The 23,175-nt window shown below is 69.9% G+C and carries 21 protein-coding genes, 1 tRNA gene and 2 pseudogenes; 4 read left to right on the top strand and 20 right to left on the bottom strand.

The window, feature by feature from the left end:
- Positions 1-170 precede the first annotated feature (170 nt).
- A pseudogene (locus tag ACIGCK_RS11330) lies at positions 171-394 on the top strand (ethanolamine utilization protein); the annotation flags it as partial.
- A 45-nt stretch (positions 395-439) separates the two neighbouring features.
- On the opposite strand, the gene ACIGCK_RS11325 reads toward ACIGCK_RS11330, so the two are convergent.
- The 4 genes from ACIGCK_RS11325 to ACIGCK_RS11310 form a co-directional block, all read right to left on the bottom strand.
- Entirely contained in the window at positions 440-1,519 is a 1,080-nt protein-coding gene (locus ACIGCK_RS11325) for an NAD(P)/FAD-dependent oxidoreductase (protein ID WP_396666178.1), read from the bottom strand.
- 191 nt (positions 1,520-1,710) lie between these two features.
- A complete protein-coding gene (locus ACIGCK_RS11320; RefSeq protein ID WP_396666176.1) occupies positions 1,711-2,013 on the bottom strand; it encodes a putative quinol monooxygenase in 303 nt (100 codons plus the stop codon).
- Positions 2,013-2,579, bottom strand: a complete 567-nt coding sequence (locus ACIGCK_RS11315; RefSeq protein ID WP_396666158.1) for a type 1 glutamine amidotransferase domain-containing protein — start codon at positions 2,577-2,579, stop codon at positions 2,013-2,015. Before ACIGCK_RS11315 ends, ACIGCK_RS11320 begins: the two co-directional genes overlap by 1 nt.
- 1 nt (position 2,580) lies before the next feature.
- The gene (locus ACIGCK_RS11310; RefSeq protein ID WP_396666156.1) at positions 2,581-3,747 is read right to left on the bottom strand and encodes a glutathione-independent formaldehyde dehydrogenase; all 1,167 of its coding nucleotides are present in this window, start codon (positions 3,745-3,747) and stop codon (positions 2,581-2,583) included.
- A gap of 434 nt (positions 3,748-4,181) precedes the next feature.
- Here ACIGCK_RS11310 and ACIGCK_RS11305 point away from each other — a divergent pair.
- Positions 4,182-5,367: pseudogene (locus ACIGCK_RS11305) on the top strand (IS481 family transposase).
- A gap of 45 nt (positions 5,368-5,412) precedes the next feature.
- On the opposite strand, the gene ACIGCK_RS11300 reads toward ACIGCK_RS11305, so the two are convergent.
- The 10 genes from ACIGCK_RS11300 to rplU form a co-directional block, all read right to left on the bottom strand.
- Positions 5,413-5,488, bottom strand: a tRNA-Ala gene (locus ACIGCK_RS11300).
- A 73-nt stretch (positions 5,489-5,561) separates the two neighbouring features.
- Positions 5,562-5,939: a ribosome silencing factor gene (gene rsfS, locus ACIGCK_RS11295; protein ID WP_396666154.1), complete on the bottom strand. Its 378-nt coding sequence runs from the start codon at positions 5,937-5,939 to the stop codon at positions 5,562-5,564.
- Entirely contained in the window at positions 5,939-7,048 is a 1,110-nt protein-coding gene (locus tag ACIGCK_RS11290) for a hypothetical protein (RefSeq protein WP_396666152.1), read from the bottom strand. The genes rsfS and ACIGCK_RS11290 overlap by 1 nt, the downstream gene beginning before the upstream one ends.
- The gene (gene nadD / locus ACIGCK_RS11285; protein WP_396666151.1) at positions 7,045-7,644 is read right to left on the bottom strand and encodes a nicotinate-nucleotide adenylyltransferase; all 600 of its coding nucleotides are present in this window, start codon (positions 7,642-7,644) and stop codon (positions 7,045-7,047) included. Before nadD ends, ACIGCK_RS11290 begins: the two co-directional genes overlap by 4 nt.
- Before the next feature lie 6 nt (positions 7,645-7,650).
- Positions 7,651-7,875, bottom strand: coding sequence for a hypothetical protein (locus ACIGCK_RS11280; protein WP_396666150.1), 225 nt, complete (start codon positions 7,873-7,875; stop codon positions 7,651-7,653).
- 47 nt (positions 7,876-7,922) lie between these two features.
- A complete protein-coding gene (locus tag ACIGCK_RS11275) occupies positions 7,923-9,182 on the bottom strand; it encodes a glutamate-5-semialdehyde dehydrogenase (RefSeq protein ID WP_396666148.1) in 1,260 nt (419 codons plus the stop codon).
- A gap of 4 nt (positions 9,183-9,186) precedes the next feature.
- Complete coding sequence (proB, locus tag ACIGCK_RS11270) at positions 9,187-10,035, bottom strand: glutamate 5-kinase (protein ID WP_396666146.1); 849 nt, start codon at positions 10,033-10,035, stop codon at positions 9,187-9,189.
- Positions 10,032-11,546 (bottom strand): GTPase ObgE, encoded by a 1,515-nt coding sequence (obgE, locus tag ACIGCK_RS11265; protein ID WP_396666145.1) that lies wholly within the window; start codon positions 11,544-11,546, stop codon positions 10,032-10,034. Before obgE ends, proB begins: the two co-directional genes overlap by 4 nt.
- 82 nt (positions 11,547-11,628) lie before the next feature.
- Complete coding sequence (gene rpmA, locus ACIGCK_RS11260) at positions 11,629-11,886, bottom strand: 50S ribosomal protein L27 (RefSeq protein WP_330171700.1); 258 nt, start codon at positions 11,884-11,886, stop codon at positions 11,629-11,631.
- Positions 11,887-11,904: 18 nt separating this feature from the next.
- Positions 11,905-12,213 (bottom strand): 50S ribosomal protein L21, encoded by a 309-nt coding sequence (gene rplU, locus ACIGCK_RS11255; RefSeq protein WP_330171699.1) that lies wholly within the window; start codon positions 12,211-12,213, stop codon positions 11,905-11,907.
- A gap of 229 nt (positions 12,214-12,442) precedes the next feature.
- Between rplU and ACIGCK_RS11250 the strand changes: the two genes are divergently transcribed.
- Positions 12,443-12,718 (top strand): DUF4031 domain-containing protein, encoded by a 276-nt coding sequence (locus tag ACIGCK_RS11250; protein WP_396666143.1) that lies wholly within the window; start codon positions 12,443-12,445, stop codon positions 12,716-12,718.
- Here the strand turns inward: ACIGCK_RS11250 and ACIGCK_RS11245 are convergent, their stop codons facing one another.
- The gene (locus ACIGCK_RS11245) at positions 12,719-15,175 is read right to left on the bottom strand and encodes an Rne/Rng family ribonuclease (protein WP_396666142.1); all 2,457 of its coding nucleotides are present in this window, start codon (positions 15,173-15,175) and stop codon (positions 12,719-12,721) included.
- Positions 15,176-15,465: 290 nt separating this feature from the next.
- On the opposite strand from ACIGCK_RS11245, the gene ACIGCK_RS11240 reads away from it, so the two are divergent.
- Complete coding sequence (locus tag ACIGCK_RS11240) at positions 15,466-16,068, top strand: vitamin K epoxide reductase family protein (protein WP_396666141.1); 603 nt, start codon at positions 15,466-15,468, stop codon at positions 16,066-16,068.
- Here ACIGCK_RS11240 and ndk read toward each other — a convergent pair.
- The 5 genes from ndk to ACIGCK_RS11215 form a co-directional block, all read right to left on the bottom strand.
- Positions 16,065-16,481 (bottom strand): nucleoside-diphosphate kinase, encoded by a 417-nt coding sequence (ndk, locus tag ACIGCK_RS11235; protein ID WP_396666139.1) that lies wholly within the window; start codon positions 16,479-16,481, stop codon positions 16,065-16,067. The genes ACIGCK_RS11240 and ndk overlap by 4 nt on opposite strands.
- 1 nt (position 16,482) lies before the next feature.
- On the bottom strand, positions 16,483-16,872 hold the full coding sequence (locus ACIGCK_RS11230; RefSeq protein ID WP_396666137.1) for a DUF4233 domain-containing protein: 390 nt from the start codon (positions 16,870-16,872) through the stop codon (positions 16,483-16,485).
- Positions 16,869-18,224 (bottom strand): bifunctional folylpolyglutamate synthase/dihydrofolate synthase, encoded by a 1,356-nt coding sequence (locus tag ACIGCK_RS11225; protein ID WP_396666135.1) that lies wholly within the window; start codon positions 18,222-18,224, stop codon positions 16,869-16,871. The genes ACIGCK_RS11230 and ACIGCK_RS11225 overlap by 4 nt, the downstream gene beginning before the upstream one ends.
- Positions 18,221-21,649: an isoleucine--tRNA ligase gene (gene ileS, locus ACIGCK_RS11220; protein WP_396666134.1), complete on the bottom strand. Its 3,429-nt coding sequence runs from the start codon at positions 21,647-21,649 to the stop codon at positions 18,221-18,223. The genes ACIGCK_RS11225 and ileS overlap by 4 nt, the downstream gene beginning before the upstream one ends.
- A 371-nt stretch (positions 21,650-22,020) precedes the next feature.
- Entirely contained in the window at positions 22,021-22,869 is an 849-nt protein-coding gene (locus ACIGCK_RS11215; RefSeq protein WP_396666133.1) for an endonuclease domain-containing protein, read from the bottom strand.
- Between the last annotated feature and the right edge of the window lie 306 nt (positions 22,870-23,175).

The following is a 23,175-nucleotide window of genomic DNA, read 5'->3' as shown; positions in this document are numbered from 1 at the left end:
GTCAAACTCCGCCGCGCCAGCTAACCCGTTTCGCGGGCATTCTCAGATGAGGCACCGAACAACTTTCGCGGGCACCTTGACTTGAGGCACTCCGGACGACATGATCAGGCTCATCCCAGATGAGGGTGTAGTTGGCGTCGGCGTGGCGGTCCCGGGATAGACGTCGAGGGACGCTCTTCGAGGCGGGTAATACTGTCGTCGCGGCAGAGCTCGATATGCGTGTCATCGCAGTGGCCGACCACGTGTGATCGATCTAGGGCCCGGTGCGGGCGACGCTGGCGGGACCTCGGTTGCAGCTGGCACGCCCGAGCACGTCGCGGACAAAGGTGTCGGTGCTTCCGCGGGCTACCTCACCGCCGCACTGCACGCAGCCACCAACGTGACCCCATCGTGACGAGTCCAGAATCGCGGGTCACCCCCCGCGGTTGGGAGACACGCCCTAGCTCTGGGCCTCGCCGAGGCGCGCTTCGGGCGTGAGCTCAGCGCGGAGACCGCCGCCGGTCGCAGCCCGGGCAAGAGCGCGACCCAGCGCAGGTGCCTGCTTGAACAAATTGTGACCGGCCACAAAGAAGACAGACCCTGCCTCCCACACGGCCACGCCGTCCTCACTCCACGGGAGGTCGGTCACCCAGCAATGAAGGAAGTCGCGCGGCTCTGGGTGGAGACCGGGCAGCGCCCGTGTCACGTATTCGCGTGCGCGTTCGTCCAGCGATCGAATCGCCGCCGGGTCGATGAGAGTTCCGTCGTCGCGGACGCCAACGGTGTCGCTGAGTCCGACCGAATAGCTGCTGTTGCCCGGTAGCGGCGTCGCGTAGACGCCGACTTCGCCGAAGACGCCGCTGCTGTCCTGCAGGCACGCGACTCGTGCCGGGGCGGCGGCTTTCACGTCGAAGGTCAGCCTGACGTGTGCGGCAAGGCGAACCGGCAGCGACAGGCCGACGCTGCGTGCCAGGCGGGCGGTTTCGCGGCCGGCGCACACGACCACCTTGGAGTAAACAGCCCGGTCGGTGACGCTGCGCACCTCGACCGTCCCGTCGGCGCGGGGATCGATGGAGATGACCTCACCGGTGGTGACCGCATCTGCGAGGGCACCCGTGAGTGCCGTGATCGCGGCTCGGGTACGGATCGCGCCGCCCGACTCGTCGAGCACCGCTGGCCCCGAGTACCCAGCGAGCAGCGGCATCCGCTGGGCGACCTCGGCCGCATCGATCTCGTGCGCTTCCACGCCGCCGACCTGGTCGAGCACCCGCAACCGCGCCAGGGCGCTGTCTCCGATCGCCAGGACACCGTCTGATGAGACCAGCTCGACGTCGAAGTGTTCGGCCCACTCATCCCATACCCCACGGCTTTCGCGCGCGAAAGCGACGAGTCGCGGGTCGTCGTGAGCATGCCGGAAGATCCGCGACTCGCCTGCGGACTGACCCGTCCCGGGCAGACCAGCCTCATACAAGCGCACCGGCACGCCCTGCCCCCGCAGCGCGTACGCCGTCGACAGACCGACGATCCCGCCGCCGATCACTGCCACCTCGGGTGAACGCGTCGTGGCAACGCCGTCGTCAGTTCCTGTCATCGCGGTTCCCCGATCTGTTGGTGCTCAGCGATAGGCCGCAAGAGAAGGGGCCGCTGCCACGACGTCAGCGGGCTGTGCAAGCCCGAAGTCACCGCGCCCAGCGACCCCTCCTGTCTGGGCAGTACTCCCGGTCTGTGGTCTCAGGCGGGGAGCTTCGAGGCCAGGACGTCCAGTTTCTCGATCGTAGGCTCGCTGAACAGTTTGCCCGTCTGCTCGCCGAGAGCGGTCGCAACTGCGCCCGACAGGTGCGCGTCGCGGCCGGCGTCATCGGGGAACACATCGAAGATCCCGAATGAGGACGGGCCGAGACGGATCGCGAACCACGCGACGGTGGCCGGTTCCTCCTCGACGAGCCCTCGCCCGATGCCGAGAAATTCCTGGACCTCGTCCTCCTTGCCGGGCAGGGCCTCCAGCCTGAGAAGCAGTCCCTTCGTCACGCTGATCACATCACCTCTCCCTGGGTCGAACTGCTCGCAAATTTCGCCACGATCGTATCGCAGAACGCAGGCAGGTCATCGGGCGAGCGGCTGGTGATCAGGTTCCCGTCCACCACGACGTCCTGGTCGACGACGTCAGCACCGGCGTTGCGCAGATCCGTGCGGATGCTCGGGAAGGACGTCAAGGTGCGACCTTCGACCACACCCGCCTCGATCAGCGTCCACGGCCCGTGACAGATCGCCGCAACGGGCTTGCCGCTTTCGATGAACTCGCGGACGAAGGAGACCGCGTCGGGGTCAACCCGGAGTTGGTCGGGGTTCACCGTGCCGCCCGGGAGAAGCAGGGCGTCATAGTGGGCTACAGAGGCGTCCGCGACCAACCCGTCGACAGTAAACGTGCCTGCTGCATCCAGATCGTTCTCACGGGCCTGAATCTCACCGTCATGGATCGACAGAACCTCGGTCTGTGCACCAGCCTGCTCCAGCGCCTCGCGGGGCTTCTCGAGCTCGACTCGCTCGACCCCGTCGGCGGCGAGGATGGCGACTCTCTTGCCCTGCAGCGTCTCGGCCATATCAGTTCGCCTTCTTTTCGGTCGACATCCCGGGCTTGATGAGGACCTTGGTCCAACCCTTGGACCGGGCGTCGAAGTTCTTGTAGGCATCGGCAGCCTGGTCCAGCGAGATCTCGTGGGAGACGATCCACGAAGGGGTCGCCTTGCCGGCGGCGATCAAGTCCCGCAGCTGGCGGTTGTACCGCTTGACCGGGGCTTGACCGCTTCCCATGGTCTGCCCCTTGAACCAATGTGTGCCGAAGTCGATGGCCGCCTTTCCCTGCTTGGCGAGGTCGTCCTTGGCTCCGGGGTCCTGGGGGACGAACACGCCAACGGTGCCGATTCCTCCGGTGAAACGCACCGCGTTGATGAGCATGTTCATAGTAGCGGCGGTGTCCTCGTTGCCTTGAGGATCATGGGCCTGGTAACCCACGCATTCGCAGCCCCGGTCAGCTCCCAGCCCCATCGTCTCGTCGAGCACGGCTTGCACGGGATCGACCTTGGAGTCGTCGATGGCGATCGCGCCGATCTGCTCGGCCAACGCGAGCCGGTCAGGGTGACGATCGACCACCATCACCTTCGCGGCGCCCTTGATCATCGCGGACAGGGCGGCCATCAGCCCGACCGGACCCGCCCCGGCGATGACAACGCTGTCGCCCGGGACCACGCCGGCCATCTCGGTGGCGTGGTAGCCGGTGGGGAAGATGTCGGAGAGCATGACGTAGTCGTTCTCCTTCTCCTCCGCATCCTCGCCCAAGCGCAGCGCGTTGTGGTCACCGAAAGGCACACGGAGCAGTTCCGCTTGGCCACCGCCGTAGGGACCCATGTCGGCGAACCCGTAGGCCGCACCGGCGAGTGATGGTTCGGGCTGGGTGGTGAGGCAGTAGTTGGTCAGGCCGCGTTCGCAGTTCTTACAGAATCCGCACGAAATGTTGAACGGGAGCACGACTCGGTCTCCGACCCTGACCTTCTCCACACCGCTACCGACCTCGATGACCTCCCCCATGTTCTCGTGACCGAACGTCCGGCCTACCTCGAAGGACGTCCGTCCCTCGTACATGTGCAGATCGGAGCCGCAGATGTTCGTCGTCGTCACCCTGACCAGCACATCGGTGGGGCGCTCGATCTTCGCGTCCGAGACGTTCTTCGTGCTGACCTGACGGGGCCCCTGGTACACCACTGCCTTCATGTCCACTCCGATCCGATGTGTTGCTCGATGTCTGTTTGGCGGGGCCTCGACAACGCCGGCCCTCCGCGAGACAGCGAACGCCCCCCACGAACCACATCTCAAGGGGCTTCCCGAAGAAGACGATCTGACGAAGGAACCGCGAACGCTCGGTCGTAGATCGTCTGAACATACAGCGGAGGTGCCCGGGCCTCACCGCGTACCTTCCAGATAGCTCTAGAAGGCTCGAGAGCGCCCTGCGGCGACTTGGCGAAGTGTCCAGTAAACGACTACCAACATTTCACACCCCCTGATGGGGGAGGGAAGTTTCGGTGCTTTACCGGGTGTTTTGGTGGACCTGAGGGTGTCTGGGTTCACGACATAGGTCTCACTTGATAGGTCTCTCATGAGTCGGGACATAGGTCACAGGTGAGTCGGGTCATAGGCGACACTCGTGGATGTCGTTGAAGCATCGGGTCGTGGTGTTGAAGATCGTCGCCGGGGAGCTCTCGGTCACCGACGCGGCCCGGGAGTACGGCATCTCGAGACGACATCTTCACCGGCTGCTCGCCCGCTACGGGGAGCATGGTCTCGACGGACTTGAGGCGAGGTCGCGGGCTCCGAAGTCGTCCCCGCACGCGGTGACGGACCGGGTGCGGGACCGGATCGTGCAACTGCGGAGCGCACTGACGGCAGCGGGGACAGACGCCGGGCCGATCACGATCGCGTGGCACCTTACTCAGGAGGGATTGAGAGCCCCGTCGACGTCGACAATCCGCCGCATCCTGCATGCTGCCGGCCTGATCGTGCCCGAACCCCGCAAACGTCCACGCTCGTCATTCGTGCGGTTCGAAGCCGCGCAGCCGAACGAGACCTGGCAGTCCGATTTCACCCACTGGCGCCTTCGCCGACGGCACCGACGTCGAGATCCTGAACTGGCTCGACGACCACTCTCGCCTCCTGCTGTCCTGCACCGCCCACCACCCCGTCACCGGCCGCACCGTCGTGGACACGTTCCTCGCCGCCGTCGACGCCTACGGCCCGCCTGCTTCCACCCTCACCGACAACGGACGGGTCTACACCGCCCGGCACGCCGGAGCCCGCAACGAGTTCGAATACGTCCTCGCCGCCCTGGGCATCGTGCAGAAGAACGGCGCCCCGAACCACCCGCAGACGCAAGGAAAGATCGAGCGGTTCCATCAGACCCTCAAGCGCTGGCTGGGCGTCCGGCCCCGCGCACTCACCATCCCCGAGCTGCAGGGGCAGCTCGACCAGTTCCGGGACCACTACAACACCACCCGCCCCCATCGCGCCCGCGGCACCACCCCCGCCGCGGCCTACGCCGCAGCTCCGAAAGCCGCTCCCGCCGGGCACAGCGACCACACGCACTACCGGGTTCGTCACGACCACGTCGGCACCAACGGCAAGATCAGCTTCCGCCGCGCCGGCCGCATGCACCACCTCGGCGTCGGCGCGGACCACCGGGGCGCGCCCGTGCTCCTCCTCGCAGACGACACCACCATCACCGTCGTCGCAACCCGCACCGGCGAAATCATCGCCACCAACCAGATCCAGCCCGACAAAACCTACTGGCGCAACACGATGAAAGCCCCCGGCCGATGGCCGGGGGCTTCCAGAACGTGACATATGTCGCGACTCAGGTGAGACCTATGTCGCGACTCATCACATTGGTGGACCTGAGGGGACTCGAACCCCTGACCCCCTGCATGCCATGCAGGTGCGCTACCAGCTGCGCCACAGGCCCGTGATGGGCGGCCCCGCTCTCGCGAGGCAACCCCACAAGACTACTACATGCTCAGAGGTGCTTCGAACCGGCGTCAGTCCGCCGCGGAGTGGGCCGGAAGGTCGATCGGGATGACGGGGCAGTCCTTCCACAGGCGCTCGAGGCCGTAGAACACGCGCTCCTCCTCGTGGAAGACGTGAACGACGAGGTCGCCGAAGTCGATGAGAACCCAGCGGCCCTCCTGCCGGCCCTCGCGTCGGATGCGCTTGACGCCGCGCTCAAGCAGCTTCTCCTCGATGTCGTCGGAGATCGCCCCGACGTTGCGCTCGTTGCGCCCCGTGACGAGGAGGAAGGCATCGACCAGGGGCAGCGGACCCGACACATCGAGTGCGACGAGGTCGTCGCCGCCCTTCGCGTCGGCGGCGGCCGCGGCGATCGCCACGAGTTCGCGGGTGGCGTCGGTGGTGACCATCAGAAGACTCCGTTCACGACGGCGACGATCAGCACGCCCACCAGCGCGAGCGCCAGCACGCCGGCGGTGATCGCTAGCGCGAAGAGCAGCTTGCTCCCCTTTTCGGGGGCGGGGGGACGGATGATCTCGCCGGTACCGCGCACCGTGCTGACGGCGGCGCTGGCGGCAATGGGGGTAGGGGAAGAGGATGCCGGCAGCTCGCCGTCGACGAGCACGGCGTCGACGTCCTTGCCGTCGGTCGAGCGCGGGTCGCTGCCCCGCGAACCGAGGCCCTCCGGCAGGTGGTAGGACCCGGTGATGATGACCTCACCGGTCGCGTTGACGGGCCCGGACAGGGAAGGCGCTGCGGGCGTCTGCGAAAGGATGAGCGCGCTGGGCATCGCCAAGGCGCCCGTCGAGGACGATCGGGCGATCACCTCATCGAACGACGGCGGCAAGGTGATCGAGCTCTCCTCGGCGGCGAGCAACTCGGCCCCGAACTGGGGCCCGACGGTCGGGGTCTCCCGTCCCGCGACCTCGGCCTCCGCCGTGGTGTCGGCGGACGCCTCGCCGGTCGCGGTCCGCTGCTCATCGTCGATCGCCCCGGACTTCTCGACCAGCGGCTCCGCGGTCTCGGCCTCGTGGGTCTCGGACTCGTGGGTCTCGGACTCGTGGGTCTCGGACTCGTCGGCGTCGGCCTGCGCCTCCGCCTCGCCCGGGAGCTCGTCGAGAAGCGACTGATCGTCGCCCTCCGCCTCGACGGCCTCCTCCTGGCCGGGGGTCTCCTCGACGTCCGTCTCCTGGGCAGCGGAGTCCTCGACGGGGGCTTCGCGCTCGGGGGCGCCGGCGGCCTGTTCCGGCGTGATCACGGGAATGGATGCCGTGCGGATCCGCTCTTGCTCACGGGCCTGGCGACGCGTCAGCGGGGCGACGCCGAGGTCCACGTCGGCGTCGGCGCGCGGCGCGGGCGGCGCAGCCGCGGGCACGGCGGCCCGGGGAAGCGGCACCGCCGGCCTGGGCGCCGGTGCCGCTTCATCCTCTTCGTGGTCGTCGTCCTGCACCGGGACGGAACCGGTGCGCTGCAGTTCACGGAGCTGCTTGCGCGTCAGCGGCTGCTCGGGTGTGCTCATTCGGGGCTCCGGTAGAGGTGATGCTTGTTGATGTACTGGACCACTCCGTCCGGCACGAGGTACCAGACGGGGTGTCCTCGCGACACACGATCACGGCAATCAGTGGAGGAGATCGACAGCGCGGGGATCTCGAGCTGACTCACATCGGAACTGGGCAGACCCGTCGTGTCGAGCACATGCCCGGGCCTGCTCACAGCGACGAAATGGGCCAGGCTCCAGAGTTCATCATGGTCCCTCCAACTGAGAATCTGCGCCACGGCGTCTGCGCCCGTGATGAAGATGAGGGTCGCGTCCGGCCGCTGCGCCCGCAGGTCGCGCAGGGTGTCGATCGTGTAGGTCGGGCCGGCACGATCGATATCGACGCGGCTCACCGTGAACCGCGGGTTGGATGCCGTGGCGATCACCGTCATGAGGTAGCGATGCTCGCTGTCGGTGACGTGGGCCTTCTGCCACGGCTGACCCGTGGGGACGAACACGACCTCGTCGAGGTCGAAGTGCTGGGCGACCTCACTGGCGGCGACGAGGTGACCGTGGTGAATCGGGTCGAACGTGCCGCCCATCACCCCGATCCGGGGACGTCCCCCTGCCTCCGCCATACGCGATCAGTGGCCGTGCCCCGCCCGGTGGTCCAGGTCGGTCGAGCGGGACTCGGCGAAGGCCTGCGCCTTGCCCGCGTGGCGGTTGGCGACGTCGCGGTAGGAGAAGGTCACCAGCCCGAGAGCGGCGAAGATGGCGACGGCGACGACGCCGAAGATGATCGTCTCCATCGCGACGTTTCCGTGGTGCGCCTCCTCGGCAGCGGCCAGCAGGGTCGTGGCAAGAGTCATCGAGGGCTCCGTTTCTCAGGTGGGTGGCGCCGTCCCAGTCTAGGCAGTTATCGGCGGGTCTGCCCGACACCGTGCGCGAGCCACTTGGTGCTCGTGAGAGCGGGCAGCCCCATCGGGCCCCGCGCGTGCAGCTTCTGGGTCGAGATGCCCACCTCGGCCCCGAAACCGAACTCGCCCCCGTCGGTGAAGCGCGTGGAGGCGTTGACCATGACGACCGCGGAGTCGACCTCGGCGAGGAAGCGATCGGCGTGCGCCTGGTCGTCGGTGATGATCGACTCCGTGTGACCGGTGGAGTACCGGCGGATGTGATCGAGCGCGTCGTCCAGGTCCTCGACGATGCGCATCGACACGTCCAGGCTGAGGTATTCGGTGCTCCAGTCCGCCTCGGTCGCCGCGACCGCCCCCGGCACGAGCGACCGGACGCCCTCGTCGGCATGGATCGTGACGCCCGCCTCCGTGAGCGCTGCGGCGACGCTCGGCACGAGCCGCTCGGCGGCCGCGCGCGTGACGAGCACCGTCTCCACCGCGTTGCACACGCTCGGACGCTGCACCTTGGCGTTGGTGACGATGTCGCGGGCCCAGTCCTCCCGCGCGGTGTCGTCGAGCACGATGTGGACGACGCCCGCGCCGGTCTCGATGACGGGCACGGCGGACTCCGTCACGACCGTCTGGATGAGCTGCGCACTCCCCCGAGGTACGAGCACATCGACCAGGCCGCGCGCCTGCATGAGCTCGCGCGCGCCCTCACGCCCGAAGGCGTCGAGGGTCTGGATCGCCTCGGGGTCCACGCCGTGGGCCTCGAGGGCTCCGCGCATCGCCACCACGAGGGCCGCGTTCGTCCGTTCCGCGGCCGTGCCGCCGCGGAGCACCACGGCGTTGCCGGCCCGTAGGGCGAGCGCGGCGATGTCGACCGTGACGTTCGGACGTGCCTCGTAGATCGCGCCGACGACCCCGAACGGAACGCTCACCTGCGTCAGCTGCAGCCCGTTCGCGAGCGTGCGCTCGTCGAGCACCCGCCCGACGGGGTCGGGCAGATCGGCGACGTCGCGTACGGCGGACGCGAGCGCGGCCACGCGGGTCGCGTCCAGGCGCAGCCGGTCCTGCATCGCGTCGGACAGTCCGTTGCCGCGTCCGCGCTCGAGGTCCTGCGCGTTGGCCTCGACGATCGCGGAGGTCGCGCCCTCGATCGCGTCGGCGATGGCGCGCAGCGCCGACGACTTCTCCTGATCGGAGAGCAGCGCTACGCCCCGTGCAGCACCCTTGGCCGCGGTCATCAGGTCGCGGGCGGTCAGCTCGGTCGTGATCATCCGATCAGTGTATCGAGGCGGCATCCTCGTGCACCGTACGCACCGGACCCGTCAGAGCGCGTGCGGCCCCGTCGGGATCCGGTTCGAACCACGTGCCGATCTCGCCGCCCTCGAGCGCATCGACGACGCGCTCGGCGCTCGTGACCAGCACGCCCACTCCGCCGGCGGCCGCCAGGCGGGCGGCGGAAACCTTCGTGGCCGCGCCACCCGTTCCGACGCTGTTGACGACGACCGAGCCGAACTCGTAACCGGCGAGATCGTCGCCCCACGCCACGTGCGGGATCGCCTCGGCCCCGGGCTCGTCGGGCGGGCGGGTGTAGAGGCACTCGATGTCGCTCAGGAGCACCAGCGCGTCGGCGCCGATCAGCCGGGCCACGAGGGCCGCGAGTCGGTCGTTGTCGCCGAAGCGGATCTCGTGGGTGGCGACGGTGTCGTTCTCGTTGACGATCGGCAGGATGCGAAGCCCCAGCAGGCGCTCCATCGCGCGGCGGGCGTTCGAGCGGTGCGTGGGGTTGTCGAGATCCCCGGCGGTGAGGAGCACTTGACCTGCGAGCAGGCCGTATCGGTCGAGGCTTGTCTGGTAGCGCCACATCAGCACGTTCTGGCCCACCGCCGCGGCGGCCTGCTGGGTGGCGAGATCGTTGGGCCGTCCGTCGAGACTCAGCAGCGGAAGCGCCGTCGCGATCGCGCCCGAGGAGACCAGGACCACCTCGGTGCCGCGCGAATGGGCGCCCGCGAGGGCGTCGACGATCGTCTCGATGCGCGCCGCGTTCTCACCGCTGATCGACGAGGAACCCACCTTCACCACGAGCCGGGTGGCGCCCCTGAGCTCCTCGCGCCGCTGCGCCGTCATCGGCCCCCTCCGTCGACCTCGTCATCCGCCGTGCGCGCGAGGCGCTCGGTCTCGAGCTCGGCCCGGGCGGCGGCCTTGGCATCCATCCGCTCGTGATAGCGCTCGCGGCGCTGGGAGGTGGTGCGACGGCCGCCCTGGTCCAGCCGCGGATCGGTGCCGCGCGGGGCGGTCATCAGCTCCGCGGCGGAGGGCAGCGACGGCTGCCAGTCGAACACGACGCCGTCACCGGCCCCGATGACGACGGTCGATCCCGGCTGCGCACCCGACCGGTACAGCTCGTCCTCGACGCCGAGGCGCTCCAGGCGGTCGGCGAGGAAGCCCACCGCTTCGTCGTTCTGGAAATCGGTCTGCGCGACCCAGCGCTCGGGCTTGGCGCCGATGATCCGGTAGATGTTGCCGTACGTGCCGCCCTCGACCTTGACGACGAAGTCGCGCTCCGAGCCCTGGGGGCGGATGACGATGCGTTCGGCCGGCGGACGGGCGGCGATCTCGGCGCGGTGCTCCGCGATGATGCCGCCGAGGGCGAAGGTGAGCTCGCGCAGTCCGTCGCGCGCGACGGCCGAGATCTCGAAGACGCGGAAGCCGCGGGCCTCGAGGTCGGGGCGGACCAGGTCGGCCAGCTCGCGCGCCTCCGGCACGTCGACCTTGTTGAGGGCGATGAGCTGCGGGCGATCGACGAGCGGGACCTGACCCTCGGGCACGGGGTACGCGGCGAGCTCCGCGAGGATCACGTCGAGATCGCTCAGCGGATCGCGCCCGGGATCGAGCGTCGCGCAGTCGAGCACGTGCACAAGGGCGGTGCAGCGCTCCACGTGGCGGAGGAACTCGAGGCCCAGGCCCCTTCCCTCGCTCGCACCCTCGATGAGGCCCGGCACGTCGGCGATCGTGAAACGGATGTCCCCCGCCTCCACGACGCCAAGGTTCGGATGCAGGGTCGTGAACGGGTAGTCGGCGATCTTGGGGCGCGCGGCCGAGACGGCGGCGATGAGGCTCGACTTCCCCGCGGAGGGGAAGCCGACGAGCGCGACGTCGGCGACGGTCTTGAGCTCGAGGACGACATCGCCCTCCCAGCCGGGCGTGCCCAGCAGCGCGAAGCCGGGGGCCTTCCGCTTGGGCGAGGACAGCGCCGCGTTGCCGAGACCGCCCTGACCGCCGGGCGCCACGACGAGCCGCATGCCGGGCTCCACGAGGTCGGCGATCACGGAGCCGTCGGGGTCCTTCACGACGGTGCCGAGGGGAACGGGCAGTTCGATGTCCTCCCCGGCCGCACCCTGGCGCAGGTCACCCATTCCGAAGCCGCCGTTCCCGGCGGTGCGGTGCGGGGAGTGGTGGTACGACAGCAGCGTCGTCACCTGCGGGTCGGCGACCAGCACGATCTCCCCGCCGTTTCCCCCGTTGCCGCCGTCGGGGCCCGCGAGCGGCTTGAACTTCTCGCGGCGCACGGACACACATCCGTTGCCGCCCTTGCCGGCGCGCAGGTGAAGCGTCACCCGATCGACGAACGTGACCATACGGTCCTCCTGGAATGGCCGAAGGGGGCGAGCCGAAGCCCGCCCCCTCCTGACGTGGTGATCCGCGCTGCGGACCGGCGAATTACTCGGCGGTCGCGACGATGTTGACGACCTTGCGGCCGCCCTTGTTGCCGAACTCGACAGCTCCGGCCTGAAGCGCGAACAGCGTGTCGTCGCCCCCGCGGCCGACGCCGGCGCCGGGGTGGAAGTGCGTGCCGCGCTGGCGGACGATGATCTCGCCCGCGCCCACGACCTGGCCGCCGAAGCGCTTCACGCCCAGTCGCTGGGCGTTGGAGTCGCGACCGTTACGGGTGGAGCTTGCGCCCTTTTTGTGTGCCATCTCGTTCCTCCGTGGCGCTTACTTGATGCCGGTGACCTTGACGCGCGTGAGGTCCTGACGGTGCCCCTGGCGCTTCTTGTAACCGGTCTTGTTCTTGAACTTCTGGATGACGATCTTCGGGCCGCGCTCGTTGCCCAGCACCTCGGCGGTGACGGTGACCTTGGCGAGCTTGTCGGCATCGGTCGTCACGGTCTCGCCGTCGACGAGCAGCACGGCGGGCAGCTGGACCTTCTCACCGGTCTGCGCCTTCAGGCGGTCGAGGACGACGACGGAGCCGACCTCCACCTTCTCCTGGCGGCCACCGGCGCGCACTACTGCGTAAACCACTTCACACCTGTTTTCTCTGGGGAGCCCCACGGCTCCGGATGTCACGGGAAGACGTCGCCTCCATGACACGGGGTCCGGAGGGATCGGTGCGGACGCTTCGCGATCCTCGCGCCACACGGGCGGCACGGTACGCACCAAGGGTCGAGTCTACCCGATGCCGGAGCGCCCTGGCAAAAGCGGCCGCCGCATGTCGCCCCGCGGCGGCGTCAGCGCCCTAGGATCGCTGACCATGGCCATCCTGATCGACACCGCGCGCTGGCCCGCCCACGGCCGCCTGTGGGCGCATCTGATCAGCGACGACAACCTCGACGAGCTCCACGCCTTCGCCCGCGCGAACGGCGTGCCGGCGCGGAGCTTCGATCGCGACCACTACGACGTCCCCGAGGACGCCGTCCCCCGACTGATCGCCGCGGGCGCGCGCCACGTCGGCATGAGACAGATCGTGGAGGCGCTGCGGGCGTCGGGGCTGCGCGTGACGGCGCGCGAGCGCCGCCACGACGCGTGATCAGTCGTCGTCGGAGCCGTTGGTGGGCATCGCCACGGGCGTGCCGGTGAGCACACCCGTGGACACACGGCGTCGCGCGCCGCGCCCCTGACCGGGCGCCTTGGGCTCCGGAAGGGCGCTCAGCACCGAGTCGAGCAGCTGCTCCTTCTCGGTCTTGGGCGCCGCGGGGCGCTCCTGGCGCTTGCGCCGCTTCTTGGGGCGCTCGGAGGCGCCCTCCCCCGACCCGTTCGCGGCCGGGCCCTCGGGGAGCACGATCACGTCGTCGACGGATGCCGCGGGCAGGGATGCCGCGGCATCCACCTGCTCTGTCTCCTGATGCGCGGCGAGCGTCGAGGCGGCGATCTGCGCGAGCGCCGACTTGACCCCCTCGGTGATGACGTGGGTTCCGCCGACCGGCGCGGTGCCGCCGCTCTGCGGGGCGGGCGGGTTCGATCCGCCGCCGCGTCCGCGACGGGAGGAACCGGATCCGTTTCCGGACGACGCGGGGCGATGCTTGACGACCGGGTCGTGGTGCACGATGACGCCGCGCCCCGCGCACACCTCGCACGCCTCGCTGAAGGTCTCCAGGAGCCCCAGCCCGAGCTTCTTGCGGGTCATCTGCACGAGACCGAGCGAGGTGACCTCCGCGACCTGGTGCTTCGTACGGTCGCGGCTGAGGCACTCGATGAGGCGCCGGAGCACGAGGTCGCGGTTGGACTCGAGCACCATGTCGATGAAGTCGACGACGATGATGCCGCCGATGTCGCGCAGACGCAGCTGACGGACGATCTCCTCGGCGGCTTCGAGGTTGTTCTTGGTGACGGTCTCCTCGAGATTGCCGCCCGAGCCCACGAACTTGCCCGTGTTGACGTCGACGACCGTCATCGCCTCGGTGCGGTCGATCACGAGCGATCCGCCCGAGGGCAGCCACACCTTGCGGTCCAGCGCCTTCTCGATCTGCTCGGTGATGCGGAACTCGTCGAACGGGTCGTGCTCCCCCTCGAAGCGCTCGACGCGCTCGAGGAGATCGGGCGCGACGGCCTCGAGATAGCCCTCGATCGTGCGGTGCGCCTCGTCGCCCTGGATGAGCATCTTCGAAAAGTCCTCGTTGAAGACGTCGCGCACGATCTTGACCAGCAGGTCGGGCTCGGAGTGCAGCAGGGTCGGTCCCTGCACGTTCTGCACCTGCGCCGAGATGTGCTCCCACTGCGTCGTGAGGCGGCTCACGTCGCGCGTGAGCTGCTCCTCCGTGGCACCCTCGGCCGCCGTGCGGACGATGACGCCGGAGGACTCGGGAAGGACCTCCTTGAGGATCTTCTTCAGTCGCGCGCGTTCGGTGTCGGGGAGCTTGCGCGAGATGCCGTTCATCGCACCGCCGGGCACGTAGACGAGGTAGCGGCCGGGCAGCGAGATCTGGCTCGTCAGGCGCGCGCCCTTGTGGCCGACGGGGTCCTTCGTGACCTGCACGAGCACCTTGTCGCCGGACTTGAGGGCGAGCTCGATGCGGCGCGGCTGGTTGCCCGTCTCGACCGAGTCCCAGTCCACCTCGCCCGAGTACAGCACGGCGTTGCGGCCGCGCCCGATGTCGACGAAGGCGGCTTCCATGCTCGGGAGCACGTTCTGCACGCGGCCGACGTAGACGTTGCCGATCAGCGACGCGTCCTGGTTGCGTGCCACGTAGTGCTCGACGAGGACGTTGTCCTCGAGCACGGCGATCTGGATGCGCCCGTTCTTGGAGCGGACGACCATGACCCGATCGACGGCCTCGCGGCGCGCGAGGAACTCGGCCTCGGTGACCACCGCGCGGCGCCGTCCGGCCTCCCGGCCGTCGCGGCGGCGCTGCTTCTTGGCTTCCAGACGCGTGGAACCCTTGATCCGCTGCGGCTCGGTGATCATCTCCACGGCGCGCGGCTGGCGCACCCGCGCGGCCGGAACGGACTCCGTCTGCTCGCCCCCCTCGTCGCCCGAGCGGCGGCGATTGCGCCGACGCGAGCGCCCCTGGCCCTCGGCCTCGGGGCTCTCATCCACGGCCGTCGGGCGTGGAGGGAGCGGGGCGATCTCCGGCGCGTAGAAGTGGAGGGCCGTGCTCACCTGCGACACGAACGTCTCGGGCAGAAGCCCCAGCGATACGGCGGTCACGGGGCCGGAGGGGGCGGGCGCCGTCTCCTCCGACGCGGCGCCCGCCGCGGGCATGTCGTCAGCGGCCGGCGCACTGTCCGCCGCGGGCGTGTCCTCCGCGGCCGGCGCACTGTCCACGGCGGGCGTGTCCTCCGCGGCGGGTGTGCTGTCGGCGGCCGGAGCGCTGTCGGCGGCCGGAGCGCTGTCCGTGGCGGCCGTCTCCTCCGCCGCCGGGACCTCGGTCGGGCCGACGTCGGCACCGTCGGCAGCGACGGAGGCCTCCGCCTCTGCCGCGGCATCCACCGTTACGGGCGGCTCGGTCGGTTCGGTTCGGTCGGTGGTGTTGTTCTCATCGGCCATCTCTGGCGTACTCCCTGCGGGCGACACCGCGCGTCGCCCGGCGAACTCTCGTGCGGTGCCGCACCTGCGGTGCCGCGAACTCACTCGGTCTGCAGCAGGCCAGCGGCTCGTGCTGCGTGAGGGCGATCATCGCCCGAAGTCTTCGTCGATGCGGTCGCGGCGCGGCCGCGTGTGCATCTGGTATGCCATTATCGCACCTTCCCGGCCCGGATGCGGGACGCCCCGCCCGAATCGGGTCTGCCACGGCCCGGTCCAGGGCGCTGCCAGCGCGCGGTGCCATAATCCGAGGTATGTCGTCTCCCCACCCACGCACTCGTCCGCTCGGCCTGGCGATCTGGCTCGTGATCGCGGGAGCCGTGGGCTGGTACGCGGCGTTCGCGCTGACGATCGAGCGCTTCGCCCTGCTCGTCGATCCCGACGCGAGCCTCTCGTGCGACTTCAGCGTGCTGGTGCAGTGCCGCGCGAACCTCGAATCCTGGCAGGGCAGCGTCTTCGGCTTCCCCAACCCCATCCTGGGCCTCGCCGGCTGGATCGCGCCGGTCGTCGTCGGGATGGCGCTGCTGGCGGGTGCCCGCTTCGCACGGTGGTTCTGGCTGCTCTTCACCGCCGGCATGGCATTCGCCTTCGGCTTCGTGATCTGGCTGATCTCTCAGTCGATCTTCGTGCTCGGAACGCTCTGCCCGTGGTGCATGGTGACGTGGGCCGTGACGATCCCGACCTTCTACGCCGTGCTGCTGCACGTGCTGCGCACCGGCCTGCTCCCGGCGCCGCGAGGAGTGCGGCGCGCGGCATCCGCCCTCACGAGCTGGCTGCCCGTGCTGACGGTCGTCAGCTACGCGATCGTGGCGGTCATCGCGCAGGTGCGCCTCGACGTGCTGGCGACGCTCTTCTAGTCGAACCAGATCCCCAGCTCGCGCGCCGCCGACTCGGTGCTGTCCGACCCGTGCACGAGGTTCTGCTGGACGGCGAGGCCCCAGTCGCGGCCGAAGTCCCCGCGGATCGTGCCGGGGGCGGCACCGGTGGGGTCGGTGGTTCCCGCGAGGGAGCGGAAGCCCTCGATCACGCGGTTGCCGGCGAGCCGGATCGCGACCGACGGTCCCGACATCATGAAGTCCAGGAGGGGCTCGTAGAACGGCTTCCCCTCGTGCTCGGCGTAGTGGCGCTCGAGGCGCTCCCGGTCGGGTTCGACGAGGCGCACATCGACGAGCGCATAGCCCTTGCGCTCGATGCGGGCGAGGATCTCCCCGGTCAGGCCGCGGGCGACTCCGTCGGGCTTGACGAGGACGAGCGTCTCTTCGGTGGCCATGTCATTCTCCTTCCGGCGTCGCGCCCTGCGCGCGCCTTTCGATTCGGGGACCCTGGATGGTCGCGAAAGCCCACATGCCGCCGAAGACGAGGGCGACCAGCAGCATGCCGGGCACGAGGAACGCCGCGAGGGCGACGATCACCTGCAGCGCCCACCCGACGACGATACCGGCGGGGCGGCTGACGAATCCGCACGTCAGGAGCATCACGACCGCCACGACGGCGCCGCCGACGATGCCCCACCACGGTTCGACTCCCGCGGGCAGCGCGCGGAGACCGTAGATCGTGAGCCCGCCGAGGAAGACCACGATCGCCTCGAAACCGAGCACGACCGACGCCAGCTGCGCCGTGAGACTGCGGCGCGGACGGGGACGCGGTGCGGCCTCGCTCACGAGGGCCCGCCCTTCCAGTCCTCGCGGGCCGCGACCGCGAGGGCCTCCCCCGCCAGAACGACGGATCCGGCGATCACGACGGCCCTGCGGGCGGATGCCGAGGCCCACTCCCGTGCCGAAGCGGCCGCATCCTCCAGGTCGCGGTGCACGCTCGCGCGCAGCCCCGCCTCCTCCACGAGGTCGGCCAGCGCGTCCGGGTCGTCGGCGCGCTCGGAGTCCGGCGCCGTCACGAACACCTCCGCGGCGACCGGGGCGAGGGCCGCGACGATGCCCGCGGCATCCTTGTCGGCGAGGACGCCCAGCACGACGCCCCATTCGTCGAAGTCGAACGACGTACGCAGCGCCTCCGCGAGGGCCCGCGCGCCGTGGGGATTGTGCGCGGCGTCGACGAGCACCGTCGGCTCCGTGCCCACGAGCTGCAGGCGTCCGGGCGAGACGACCTGACCGAGGCCCTCGGCGAGCACGTCGCCGGCGATCGGCTGCTCCGCGCCGCCGATGAGGGACTCCACGGCCGCGATCGCGAGCGCCGCGTTGCGCCCCTGGTGCGCGCCGTAGAGCGGCAGGTACTCCTCGTCGTAGGTTCCCGCGAGCCCGCGCACGGAGATGAGCTGCCCGCCCACCGCCAGGCGGTCGTCGGTGAGGGCGAAGTCGGCACCCTCGAAGGCGATGCGCGCCCCGCGGTCGGATGCCATCTTCCGCAGCACTCGCTCGGCGTCGGGGTGCTGCGCCGCCGAGACGACCGCCGCCCCGTCCTTGATGATGCCGCCCTTGACGGTGGCGATCTCGGAGATCGTCGATCCGAGCCGGTCGGCGTGGTCGATGTCGATCGGCGCGAAGACCGCCACGTCGCCGTCCGCCGTGTTCGTGGAATCCCACGCCCCGCCCATGCCGACCTCAAGCACGAGGACGTCGATCGGTGCGTCGGCGGCCACGACGAAGGCCAAGACCGTCAGCAGCTCGAAGAACGTCAGCGCCGCATCGCCCGCCGCGGCGAGCTCGGCGTCGACGATCTCGACGATCGGCGCGACGGAGTCCCAGGCGTCCGCCACCTCGGTGTCCCCGACGGGGGCGCCGTCGATCAGGATCCGCTCGGTGAAGCGCACGAGGTGCGGGCTCGTGAACAGGCCGGTGCGGAGGCCGAACGCTCGCAGCAGGCTCTCGATGATGCGGCTGGTCGACGTCTTCCCGTTGGTCCCCGTGACGTGCACGACGCGGTACGAACGCTGCGGGTCGCCCAGCAGGTCGAGCACGCGACGCGTGCGCTCGACCCGCGGCTGCACCCACTGCTCGCCTTGCCGTTGCAGCAGGGCCTCGTAGACGGCGTCGGCGCGCGCCCGGTCGTCGCCGCTCATGAGCCCTCCACCCGGGCGACGGCGACCGTGAACGGGCCGCGATTGGCGAACGCGGCTGCCGCGAACGTCGCGGTGTGCTCCGCCTTCGCCGGCGATGACATGTGCGAGCGGGACGAGGCGCGCAGCGTCTCGTCGGCCGTGCCGAGGCGGTACTCCACCGCCAGGGTCTCCCGCGCCACGTCGGCGATGTCGAACGCGTCGCCGACGGCCGCGGCATCCTCGGCGTCGTCGAACAGCAGCGAGAGCTCGATGCGGTCGCTCACGTCGAAGCCGGCGGCCTTGCGGGTGTCCTGCACGGCGCGGATGACGTCGCGGGCCAGCCCCTCCGCCTCGAGCTCGGGGGTGGTGACGGTGTCCAGAAGCACGAATCCTCCTTCGGGAAGAAGGGCGAGCGCCTCGCCCTCGGGTCGGCCGGATGTCTCGAGCACGAGCTCGTACTCCCCCGGCATGAGGTCGACACCGCCGGCGGTGACGGCCTCGCCGTTCAGCGACCAGTCCCCCTCCTTCGCAGCGCGGATGACCTGCTGCACCTGCTTGCCCAGGCGCGGACCCGCGGCGCGGGCGTTGACGGAGAGGCGGTGCGTCACGCCGTACTGCGCCGCGGTGCCCTCCTCCAGCTCGACGAGGTCGACGCTCTTGACGTTGAGCTCCTCGCGCAGGATGTCGTCGAACTGGGCGAGCGCCGCGGCATCCGGCACGACGACCGTCAGGCGCGCCAACGGCAGCCGCACGCGCTTGCCCTCGCGCTTGCGCAGCGCGTTCGCGACGCTCGAGACCTCACGGACGGCGTCCATCGCCGTGCGGATGTCGGTGGCCGCAGGGAACGCGCCCGCGTCGGGCCAGTCCTGCAGGTGCACGCTGCGCCCACCGGTGAGGCCCTGCCACACCCGCTCGCCCACGAGGGGGATCAGCGGCGCCGCGACCCGCGTGAGCGTCTCGAGCACGGTGTACAGCGTGTCGAAGGCCTCGCGGCTGCGGGGGTCGTCGCCGACGCCCTCCCAGAACCGGTCGCGCGAGCGACGGATGTACCAGTTGGTGAGGGCCTCGGCGAAATCGCGCAGCTTCGCCGCGGCCATCGTCGAATCCAGGCCCTCGAGGTCGCTCGCCACGCCGCGGACGAGATCGCCCGTGAGCGCGAGGATGTAGCGGTCGAGCACGTCGGTCGAGTCGGTGCGCCAGGATGCCTCGTAGCCCCCGGCATCCACCCCGTCCCGCCCTGCGCGCGCGGCGTTGGCATACGTCGCGAAGAAGTACCAGGAGTTCCACAGGGGAAGCAGGAACTCCCGCACCCCCGCGCGGATGCCCTCCTCTGTCACGACGAGGTTTCCGCCCCGCAGCACCGGGCTCGACATCAGGAACCACCGCATCGCGTCGGAGCCGTCGCGGTCGAACACCTCGTTCACGTCCGGATAGTTGCGCAGCGACTTGGACATCTTCTGCCCGTCGTTGCCGAGCACGATACCGTGGGCCGAGACCGCCTTGTACGCGGGGCGGTCGAACAGCGCGCCCGAGAGCACGTGCATGACGTAGAACCAGCCCCGGGTCTGGCCGATGTACTCGACGATGAAGTCGGCGGGCGCATGCGTGTCGAACCACTCGCGGTTCTCGAACGGGTAGTGCACCTGCGCGAAAGGCATGGAGCCCGAGTCGAACCAGACGTCGAGCACGTCCTCGATGCGGCGCATCGTGCTCTGCCCGCTCGGGTCGTCGGGGTTCGGACGCGTCAGCTCATCGATGTACGGCCGGTGCAGGTCGACCTCGCCGACGTCGTTCCGGGGGAGACGGCCGAAGTCGCGCTCGATCTCCTCGAGCGATCCGTACGCGTCCACGCGAGGGTGCTCGGGATCATCGCTCTTCCAGATCGGGATGGGCGAGCCCCAGTAGCGGTTGCGGCTGATCGACCAATCGCGCGCGCCGGCGACCCACTTGCCGAACTGGCCGTGCTTGACGTTGTCGGGCACCCACGTGATCTCCTCGTTCAGCTCGACCAGGCGGTCGCGGAAGTCCGTGACCCGCACGAACCAGCTCGACACCGCCTTGTAGATGAGGGGATTGCGGCAGCGCCAGCAGTGGGGGTAGGCGTGCTCGTAGCTGGCCTCGCGCACGAGGCGTCCGCTCTGGCGCAGCAGCCGGATGAGGGGGGTGTTCGCCTCCATCCAGAGCTGGCCCGCGACATCCGTCACGGCGGGCAGGAAGCGCCCGCCGTCGTCGAGGCTCAGGATCGTCGGGATGCCGGCGGCCTCGCTCACCCGTTGGTCGTCCTCGCCGTATGCGGGGGCCTGGTGCACGACTCCCGTGCCGTCGGTCGTCGTGACGTAGTCGTCGACGAGCACCTGCCAGGCGTTCCCGGTGCCGTACGCCTCGGCATCCGCGTAATAGTCGAACAGCCGGTCGTAGGACACGCCCTCGAGCTCGCGTCCCTCGACCGTGCGCTCGATGGCCTCGCGCGCGGCCTCGGCGGAGTCGTAGCCGAGGTCCTTCGCGTAGCCGCCGAGCAGATCCTCGGCCAGGAGGTACCGGTGCGCGCTCGCCTCGAGCAGGTCGTCGGCCGCACCCTCGGGCGTGTGGTGCACGTCGGCGGCCCCGTTCGGGCCCGCGGGCAGGACGGCGTAGCGGATCGCCGGGCCCACGGCGAGCGCCATGTTGGTCGGGAGCGTCCACGGGGTCGTCGTCCACGCGAGCGCCCGCACGCCGGTCAGGCCGAGCGCTTCCGCCTTGGCCCCCACGAGCGGGAAGGTGACCGTGACGGAGGGGTCCTGGCGCGTCTTGTAGACGTCGTCGTCCATGCGCAGCTCGTGGGTGGACAGTGGCGTCTCGTCGCGCCAGCAGTAGGGCAGCACACGGTAGCCCTCATAGGCGAGGCCCTTGTCGTACAGGGACTTGAACGCCCAGAGCACGCTCTCCATGTAGGAGGTGTCGAGCGTCTTGTACCCGCGCTCGAAGTCGACCCATCGCGCCTGGCGGGTGACGTAGTCCTCCCACTCCCGCGTGTACGCCAGCACGGATTCGCGCGCCTTGGCGTTGAAGGTGTCGATGCCCATGGCCTCGATCTCGGCCTTCTCCGTGATGCCGAGCTGCTTCATCGCCTCGAGCTCGGCGGGCAGGCCGTGCGTGTCCCACCCGAAGACGCGGTCGACCTTCTTGCCGCGCATCGTCTGGAAGCGCGGGAAGAGGTCCTTCGCGTACCCCGTGAGCAGGTGCCCGTAGTGTGGCAGGCCGTTGGCGAAGGGCGGACCGTCGAAGAAGACCCACTCCTCGCTGCCCTCGCGCTGGGCGATGCTCTCGCGGAACGTGTCGTCCTCACGCCAGAACTCGAGCACCTGCTGCTCGATCTCGGGGAACCGGGGCGAGGGCACCACGGATGCCGCGGCATCCGCCTGGCTGTCGGCGGCGGGCCCGAAGGCCGAGGGGCGGGGGTATGTCATGTTCACTCGCAGGTGCTCGATGGTGGCTCCTGCGGGGACGATCCTCCCGGACCGCGGTACCACCCCGCTTGGATCCGCCATGCGGATCCCCCTCTGCTGCGGCTGTGACGGGCCTGACCCGTCCGGTTCTACTGGGCCGTGGGGCCGTTCTTCCGGAAGCTCCCCGGTGATGGCCGGATCTGTGCTGCTGCGACGATTGTAGCCGCCCGGCGCGGGGCCGGATGCCGCGGCGGTCGCGCGCCCGGCTCCTCTGCCCGGGAGAGGTTCACTGCCGAGCGGAGGAGCCGTCGCCCGTCTGCGGCCCTCTGCTCGGCAATGCCCCTCTGCTCGGCAGCGGACACCTCTGTTCGCGGGGTCGTGCCCCGGTGCGTCTACGCCCGGTGCAGCCCCTGCGCCACTGCGCGCATGAGGACGTCCTGCACCTCGTGCCAGCGCTCGAGCACCTGCCAGTACCCGACGCGGATGACGTGGTACCCGAGCAGCCTCAACGCGGCATCGTGGGCGTTGTCGATCTCGCGCTGGGCGCCGACATGGTGTCCCCCGTCGATCTGCAGGACCAGGCGGTCGCCGATCAACAGGTCGACCCGGTGCCCCGCAATCCAGGTCTGGCGTCGCAGAGGAAGCCGCATCCAGCGCAGGCGGGGCACGACGAAGGTCTCGACGCCGGAATCGGACCACGGGGATGCCGATGCCAGCACCTCCCGGGCGGCAGCGGGCAGCGGCATCCGCCCGAGTGCGAGCGGATCGACGAGTTGCCGTCGCAGCGCCGACTCCCACACGGCGAGCGCGGCCTCACGGGGCTGGCACTGGGCGACGAGGGCCAGGACGTTCTCGATGGGATCCTCGAGCTGCCCGGGCGGCCTGGGCACGACGGGACCGTTCCAGTGCACCATCGCCTGGGCGACGTCCACGGATCCGGCGTGCGCGGGTGCGGCCACATGCATCCGGTCGGACCCGAGAACCCACAGACCGAGGCGCGCGGCCGCCGTCACGCACGTGAGCACGACGCCCTCGCGCGCAGCGGTCACGAGCTGTTCGTCCGCGTCGATCGAGGCCACCCAGACCCTGCGAACACGGACCAGCAGCCCGAGCGTCACGGCATCCGCCACCGCCCATTTGGGCGTGCCCGCCTCGATCAGTCGCGCGCTGCGCACGATGCCGCCCTGCGCCCGCACCTTCGCCACCGCCGCTGCCGCCGCCCGCTCACGCGCTTCCGTCATGCACCGATGGTGGCCGAGACCCATCGGGGGCGACGCCTTCGGAGGCGCAACGGTGGACAGCCGACTATCCACAGGATGCGCATCCGGCATCCATCTCCCCCTCGAGCCCGCACAGTCTCCTCTGCTCGGCGGAGGGGATCTGCTCGGCAGAGGGCCGAATCACGGCATCCCGTCCTCTGCTCGGCAATCACCCTCGGCCGGGCAGAGGACCACGCCCTCCGCAAGCCGCACCGGGCGGCGGATGCCGCGCCGCCCGGTAAACTGGCCGGCGAATCCCACACTCAGGCACGCACACACCGTGCCGCA

It is taken from the genome of Microbacterium sp. NPDC078428, assembly GCF_044542535.1.
GTDB lineage: Bacteria > Actinomycetota > Actinomycetes > Actinomycetales > Microbacteriaceae > Microbacterium > Microbacterium limosum.
Note: the sequence above shows the minus strand (reverse complement) of the source record. Positions and strands in the feature narration are given on the sequence as shown.

Bases quoted from the DNA above. Each gene is read 5' to 3' on its own strand.
- ACIGCK_RS11315 (WP_396666158.1), bottom strand. From the start codon at position 2,579: ATGGCCGAGACGCTGCAGGGCAAGAGAGTCGCCATCCTCGCCGCCGAC.
- ACIGCK_RS11310 (WP_396666156.1), bottom strand. From the start codon at position 3,747: ATGAAGGCAGTGGTGTACCAGGGGCCCCGTCAGGTCAGCACGAAGAAC.
- rsfS (WP_396666154.1), bottom strand. From the start codon at position 5,939: ATGGTCACCACCGACGCCACCCGCGAACTCGTGGCGATCGCCGCGGCC.
- ACIGCK_RS11290 (WP_396666152.1), bottom strand. From the start codon at position 7,048: ATGAGCACACCCGAGCAGCCGCTGACGCGCAAGCAGCTCCGTGAACTG.
- nadD (WP_396666151.1), bottom strand. From the start codon at position 7,644: ATGGCGGAGGCAGGGGGACGTCCCCGGATCGGGGTGATGGGCGGCACG.
- ACIGCK_RS11280 (WP_396666150.1), bottom strand. From the start codon at position 7,875: ATGACTCTTGCCACGACCCTGCTGGCCGCTGCCGAGGAGGCGCACCAC.
- ACIGCK_RS11275 (WP_396666148.1), bottom strand. From the start codon at position 9,182: ATGATCACGACCGAGCTGACCGCCCGCGACCTGATGACCGCGGCCAAG.
- proB (WP_396666146.1), bottom strand. From the start codon at position 10,035: ATGACGGCGCAGCGGCGCGAGGAGCTCAGGGGCGCCACCCGGCTCGTG.
- obgE (WP_396666145.1), bottom strand. From the start codon at position 11,546: ATGGTCACGTTCGTCGATCGGGTGACGCTTCACCTGCGCGCCGGCAAG.
- rpmA (WP_330171700.1), bottom strand. From the start codon at position 11,886: ATGGCACACAAAAAGGGCGCAAGCTCCACCCGTAACGGTCGCGACTCC.
- ACIGCK_RS11250 (WP_396666143.1), top strand. From the start codon at position 12,443: ATGGCCATCCTGATCGACACCGCGCGCTGGCCCGCCCACGGCCGCCTG.
- ACIGCK_RS11245 (WP_396666142.1), bottom strand. From the start codon at position 15,175: ATGGCCGATGAGAACAACACCACCGACCGAACCGAACCGACCGAGCCG.
- ACIGCK_RS11240 (WP_396666141.1), top strand. From the start codon at position 15,466: ATGTCGTCTCCCCACCCACGCACTCGTCCGCTCGGCCTGGCGATCTGG.
- ndk (WP_396666139.1), bottom strand. From the start codon at position 16,481: ATGGCCACCGAAGAGACGCTCGTCCTCGTCAAGCCCGACGGAGTCGCC.
- ACIGCK_RS11225 (WP_396666135.1), bottom strand. From the start codon at position 18,224: ATGAGCGGCGACGACCGGGCGCGCGCCGACGCCGTCTACGAGGCCCTG.
- ileS (WP_396666134.1), bottom strand. From the start codon at position 21,649: ATGACATACCCCCGCCCCTCGGCCTTCGGGCCCGCCGCCGACAGCCAG.
- ACIGCK_RS11215 (WP_396666133.1), bottom strand. From the start codon at position 22,869: ATGACGGAAGCGCGTGAGCGGGCGGCGGCAGCGGCGGTGGCGAAGGTG.